The sequence below is a fragment of the Protofrankia sp. Cas4 genome (assembly GCF_963555915.1).
GTDB lineage: Bacteria > Actinomycetota > Actinomycetes > Frankiales > Frankiaceae > Protofrankia.
Map to the genome: position 1 here is coordinate 1 of NZ_CAUVXL010000131.1, position 6431 is coordinate 6431.

The window sequence follows — 6431 nt, forward strand, 5'->3', positions numbered from 1 at the left end:
CGCACCGCCCTGGACAACCTGGTGTTGACCTGCGGCCAGCACCACAGAATGTTACATCACAGTGACTGGCAGGTACGGATCGGTGCCGACGGTGTTCCCGAATGGATTCCCCCGGGATGGATCGACCCGACCCGCACTCCCCGACGCAACCCCTACCGCCGCACCCTCCACAACACACGGGACGGCCCCGGCACACGGGACGGCCCCGACCAGAATCTATTCGGAGGCGTCCCGTGATGTCGGTCGACCAACACGCTGCCCGCTATCGCAGCTTCCTCGTCGCGGCGATCACACTCGGGCTGATCACCTGGCGGGTGGCTTTCAACCTCGGCGCGTACAACACGGTGTTCTACGAGGACGTCTACGCTGTCGTGGTCGCCAGCACCATCGCGTTCGGCGCCAGTTTCCTTGCGCCCCATGAAGCCCCCCGTAGAGTCAGGATCCCGGCCGTGTCGGGACGGATTCTGCTCGCCGCACCTGCTATCTGGACGGTCCTCGCCCTGAGCGTGACCGGTTCGCTCACCGCGGCGGAGTCATCACCGATCCTTATGGCGCTGGGCGTCATCATCGGTGCAACATCCGTCCCGTGCGTCCTACTGCTGCTCGCACGCGTTGTCGTACCTTCGTTGGAAACACTCAGGGGTCGGCCGCTTGCCGTCCTGATAGTGATGACAGCCCTCGTCGCCGCGGCCGGATGGCTGACAGGCCGCCACAACGATCGGTTCATGACCTGCAACGACTTCAAGGTCGCCGGCCAGGACCAACCCAGGAACTGCACACCCTGAACGAAGACGCACTGGGGTCGGATCAGGTCCCATTACACCGGGCGAGTCGACCGATGAACTGGCAAGGCAGAATCTAACCTGTATACACGGACTATCCGGTGGTTGATGTTGGAGGCCGTGATGAGTTGGCAGGTTCAAGAAGCAAGACAACGCTTCAGCGAGGTGCTTCGCGCCGCGCAGAACGACGGTCCACAGACCATCACCCGGCATGGCGAGGAGATCGCCGTCGTCATCGACATCAATGAATATCGAAGGCTGACTGCGCCGAACAAGAACCTCATCGAGCTCCTTCTCGGCCCGCCGTACTTTGATGGCGACGTCGTTTCCGTTATGGACGAGATCGAGGTCGCGCGCAAAAAGGACTTTCCCAGGGAGAGCGACGTTGGTACCGGCGGATGAACTATCTGCTGGACACCAGTGTTCTCGCCGAGACCAGAAAGCGCAGGCCAGACCCTGGCGTGCCGGAGTCGACGAACGCATCGTTGCGGTCACCGGCCAGGTAGCCCGGGAGCGAGGGAGCGGACGGGTGGTTCGGCCGTGGCAGGTTGGCGCACTTGACCGGAAGCCGGGGGATCTGTTCTGCTCATCAGGCCCAGCCGATGCACCAAGCCCCAGCCGATGGACACGCGAGGGACACGGAGGAAACCGGTTGGAGTTCCTCCTGACGCTGAGTGCCCGGCCACACCGCCAGGCCGCCGGCGATGAAAAGTCGATCTCCAGCCACACGTCGCGGGGGATGCACATGCCCGGATGGGTCCGCGCCGCCGGCTTGCTGGCCGGCGCCGCACTCGATGTCGTTCTCGCCGACCCGGCGCGGATGCACCCGGTAGCCGCCTTCGGCACCGTTGCCGACCATGCCGAACGGTTGCTCTACCACGACAGCCGGGCCGCTGGTCTGGCCTACACCTCCGTACTCGCTGGCGGCACGGTCGTGCTCGGCGCTCTGGCGCGCACCGGCGTGGCCAGGGCCGGGCGTCGGTTTGGCTGTCAACGCGCGACATCGGCGGCATTGACCGCGGCGGCCACGTGGACGGTCCTCGGCGGGACGTCCCTGCGCCGCCACGGCCGCCGACTCGGCAGTGACCTCGCCCGCGGCGATGTGGCCGCGGCCCGAAGCCGTCTGCCGGCGCTGTGCGGTCGGGATCCGGCCGTCCTGGACACGGCCGGCCTCTCCCGCGCCGGGGTCGAATCTCTTGCCGAGAACACCTCGGACGCGGTCGTCGGGCCGCTGATCTGGGGAGCCGTCGGTGGCGTTCCCGGCCTGCTCGGCTACCGGGCGATCAATACTCTGGACGCCATGGTCGGCTACCGCAGCAGCCGCCACGCCCGCTTCGGCTGGGCCTCAGCCCGCCTGGACGATTTCGCAAACCTCCTACCTTCCCGGGTCGCGGGGCTACTGGCATGTGCGTGTGCGCCGGTCGTCGGCGGCTCGCCCGTTGACGCCTACTGGGTGATGCGCCGCGACGGCGCGAGCCATCCGAGTCCGAACGCCGGTCAGGTGGAGGCGGCCTTCGCCGGTGCGCTCGGGCTGCGCCTGGGCGGGACGTTGCGTTACCACCACGGAGTCGAACACCGGCCGGTGATGGGATACGGCCGCACCGCCCAGCCCGCCGACCTGGAGCGAGCCGCGGTCCTGTCCGCCGCGGTCAGCGCCAGCGCGCTCATCCTGTCAGCGGGTGTCGCCGCAGGAGCGTCGGTCACCAGGTCGGCGGCCCGGTCAGCCGTCCGGTCAGCGTGGACGTCAGGCCGGGCGCGTCGACGGAACAGAAGGTGACTGGAGGCGCACTGCTGGTTGCCGGGACGACATCGGACGCGGGCAAGAGCGTCGTCACCGCCGGTCTGTGCCGATGGCTGGCCCGGCAAGGCCTGCGGGTCGCGCCGTTCAAGGCCCAGAACATGGCGCTGAACTCCGTCGTGACGGCGGATGGCGCCGAGATCGGCCGTGCCCAGGCGATGCAGGCCGCCGCCGCCGGGGTCGAGCCGGAGGCGGCGATGAACCCGGTCCTACTCAAACCCGGCGACGACCGACACAGCCAGCTCATCGTTCTCGGCCGTCCGGTCGCCGAGGTGGACGCGTTGAGTTACCGTCCGCACAAGGCACATCTGGCCGCGGTCGTCGCGGACTGCCTGGCCGACCTGCGCGCCCGGTTCGACGCAGTGATCTGTGAGGGGGCCGGCTCACCCGCGGAGATCAACCTGCGGGACACCGACATCGCGAACATGGGGCTGGCGCGGGCCGCGAACCTGCCGGTGCTGGTCGTCGGCGACATCGACCGGGGCGGGGTATTCGCCGCGCTGTTCGGCACCCTGGCCCTGCTCGACGCGGCCGACCAGGCACTGATCGCAGGATGGATCATCAACAAGTTCCGCGGCGACCCACGGCTGCTCGAACCCGGCCTGCGTCAGCTTGAGCGGCTCACCGGGCGTCCCGTGCACGGGGTGCTGCCGTGGCGGTCCGGGCTGTGGCTGGATGTCGAGGATTCCCTCGATCTCGCCTCGTACCCCGGCGAACTCCCGCCGGCCGAAGCGCCGACCGAAGTGCCGACCGCGGAGGCGAGCAAGGGGGAGTTCCTGCGGGTGGCGGTGATCCGGTTGCCACGGCTGTCCAACGTCACCGACATCGACCCGCTGCGGGCCGAACCCGGGGTGGTTGTGGCGTTCGCGACCCGACCCGCCGACCTCCTCGACGCCGACCTGGTCGTCATACCCGGGACGCGCGCGACCGTGGCGGACCTGGCCTGGCTGCGCGGATGCGGCCTGGACGCGACACTGCGGGCACGCGCGGCCGATGGCCGGCCGATCCTCGGGATCTGCGGCGGATACCAGCTGCTCGGCCGGCACATCCACGATCCGGTCGAGTCCGGTACCGGGACGGTGAACGGCCTCGGCCTGCTACCGGTGACCACCACGTTCGCCCGGGACAAGCTGCTCGGCCGGCGCGCCGGCATGAGCGCCGAGGGACTCGCGGTCACCGGCTATGAGATCCGCCACGGTCGGCTGACCGTGGACGGCGACGGCGGTGAGCCGTTCGCTGCGGACGGCATCCGCGTCGGCGCGGTGGCCGGCACCAGCTGGCATGGGCTGTTGGAGAACGACGAGTTCCGCCGGGCGTTGCTCATCGACGTGGCGACCCGGGCCGGACGCTCGTTCACCCCGGCTGCCACCTGCTTCGCCGATGTGCGCCAGCGCCGGCTCGACGCGCTCGGCGATCTGATCGCCGACCACCTCGACACCGCCGCCGTCCGCGCGCTCCTGAACAGCGGCCCACCGTCCACCCTTCCCTTCGTACCACCGGGAGCGCCCTAAAAATGTCCGCCGGCGACGAACCTACGATCGTCGAACCCACGATCGTCCTGCTGTCCACGGCGGACACCGAGCTACTGGCCGCTCGTGCCAGCGGGATGCCGTGGCGGGTGGCCAACCCGGCCCGGCTCGCCGCCGCGGACAGCGCCACCGAGGACATCGCCACGCTGCTCGACGGCGCGGCCGTGGTGGTCGTCCGGCTGCTCGGGGGGGTGCGGGCCTGGCCGGACGGGCTGGCCGCGACGCTCGCCGCGGGCCGCCCGACGGTGGTACTCGGCGGGGAAGCGGTGCCCGACGCCGAACTCATGGGACGTTCCACCGTACCGGCCGGTGTTGCCACGGCGACGCTGGGATACCTGGCTGAGGGCGGCACCGCGAACCTCGCCGAGCTGTACCGCTTCCTTGCCGACACCCTGCTGCTCACCGGGTTCGGTTTCGCGCCGCCCGCGGCGATGCCCGCCGCCGGGGTGCACGGCACGCGGATGCGCAGGCCCGACCGTCCAACGGTCGGGGTCGTGTTCTACCGGGCGCACGCCACGTCCGGCAACACCGCGTTCGTGGACACACTGTGCGACGCGTTGGAGGCCCGCGGGGCCAATGCCCACCCGGTGTTCGCCCCGTCCCTGCGCGGCCTGGATGCAAGCAACCTGGATGCAGCCGGCCGGGTTGACGGCGTCCTGGGTCTGCTCGCCGGGGTCGACGCGCTGGTGGTGACCGTGCTCGCCGCCGGTGGCACCCGACCGTCGGATGCGTCCGCAGGCGGGGATGACCAGGCGTGGGACGTCGGTGCACTCGCCACCCTGGACGTACCCGTGGTGCAGGGGCTGTGCCTGACCTCGTCGCGTGCGCAATGGGCGGCGGGCGACGCGGGCGTGACACCGATGGACGCAGCCATGCAGGTCGCGATCCCCGAGTTCGACGGCCGGATCATCGCCGTGCCGTTCTCGTTCAAGGAATCCGGTGCGGACGGAGTGCCGGTGTACACGGCCGACCCCGAACGCGCGGCCCGGCTCGCCGGGATCGCCGCGCGCCTGGCCCGGCTGCGACACGTCCCGGCCAGCGAGAAGAAGATCGCGTTGGTGCTGTCGTCGTACCCGACGAAGCACGCCCGGGTCGGTAACGCCGTCGGCCTGGACACCCCGGCGTCCGCGATCCGGTTGCTGGACGCGCTGCGCGCGGCCGGTTACGACCTGGGAGACCCCGAACCTGTGGCGGCGGATGGTCAGAACGGACCCGCAGCGCTCTCCGACGGGGACACCCTCATCCACACGTTGATCGCAGCCGGCGGGCACGACGTGGAATGGCTCAGCGAGGAGCAGCTCGCGGCCGCGCCGGCCCGGGTACCCGCCTCGGTCTACCGACGCTGGTTCGACGCCCTGCCGGCGAGCCTGCGGGATGCGATGGTCCGGCACTGGGGTGACCCGCCGGGCACCCTCTATGTTGACGGGGGCCGCGAACCGGCGATCGTTCTCGCAGCGCTGCGCTTCGGCAACATCCTGCTCATGATCCAGCCACCGCGGGGCTTCGGGGAGAATCCGGTGGCGATCTACCACGACCCGGACCTGCCGCCGTCCCACCATTATCTGGCCGCCTACCGCTGGCTGGATTCCGAGTTCGGCGCGGACGCGGTCGTGCACCTGGGTAAACACGGGACGTTGGAGTGGCTGCCGGGCAAGGGGCTCGGCCTGTCCGCCGACTGCGCCCCGGACGCCGTCCTCGGTGACCTGCCGCTGGTCTACCCGTTCCTGGTCAACGACCCGGGCGAGGGCACCCAGGCGAAACGCCGCGCACACGCGGTAATCGTCGACCATCTGGTGCCGCCGATGGCACGCGCCGACACCTACGGCGACATGGCCAAACTGGAGCAGCTCCTCGACGAGCACGCGACACTCGCCGCGCTCGACCCGGCCAAACTGCCGGCTGTGCGGGCGCAGATCTGGACGTTGATCCAGGCCGCGCAACTCCATCACGACCTGGGCTTGGACCAACGCCCGGGCGACGACGCCTTCGACGACTTCCTGCTGCACGTCGACGGCTACCTGTGCGAGGTCAAGGACACCCAGATCCGCGACGGCCTGCACATTCTCGGCCAGGCCCCGGCCGGTGCGGCGCGGGTGAACCTGGTGCTCGCGATCCTGCGGGCGTCGCAGGTGTGGGGCGGGACCGCCCGAGCGCTGCCGGGGCTGCGAGCCGCGCTCGGCCATGTCGAGGGCGGCAGGGCCGGGCGGGTCGAGGTGGACGAATTCGAGACGACAGCCCGCGCGCTCGTCACCGGGATGGACGCCGCCGGCTGGGATCCGGCCGCCGCGTCCGGGGTGTGCGCGGACGTCCTCGGGTCAGCGA

General features: G+C 70.2%; 5 protein-coding genes and 1 pseudogene. All 6 read left to right on the top strand.

Going from position 1 to position 6431, the window contains the following annotated elements; genetic code table 11:
- A pseudogene (locus tag U9979_RS12285) lies at positions 1–237 on the top strand (hypothetical protein); the annotation flags it as partial.
- Positions 237–785 (top strand): hypothetical protein, encoded by a 549-nt coding sequence (locus tag U9979_RS12290; RefSeq protein ID WP_322779494.1) that lies wholly within the window; start codon positions 237–239, stop codon positions 783–785. The pseudogene U9979_RS12285 and the gene U9979_RS12290, both read left to right, overlap by 1 nt.
- 120 nt (positions 786–905) lie before the next feature.
- Positions 906–1184, top strand: coding sequence for a type II toxin-antitoxin system Phd/YefM family antitoxin (locus tag U9979_RS12295; RefSeq protein WP_322779495.1), 279 nt, complete (start codon positions 906–908; stop codon positions 1182–1184).
- 343 nt (positions 1185–1527) lie between these two features.
- On the top strand, positions 1528–2559 hold the full coding sequence (locus U9979_RS12300; RefSeq protein ID WP_322779498.1) for a cobalamin biosynthesis protein: 1032 nt from the start codon (positions 1528–1530) through the stop codon (positions 2557–2559).
- On the top strand, positions 2556–4091 hold the full coding sequence (locus U9979_RS12305) for a cobyric acid synthase (protein WP_322779496.1): 1536 nt from the start codon (positions 2556–2558) through the stop codon (positions 4089–4091). The genes U9979_RS12300 and U9979_RS12305 overlap by 4 nt, the downstream gene beginning before the upstream one ends.
- Before the next feature lie 2 nt (positions 4092–4093).
- Positions 4094–6431, top strand: a 2338-nt coding sequence (locus U9979_RS12310; RefSeq protein WP_322779497.1) for a cobaltochelatase subunit CobN, incomplete at its 3' end; no start/stop codon positions are given.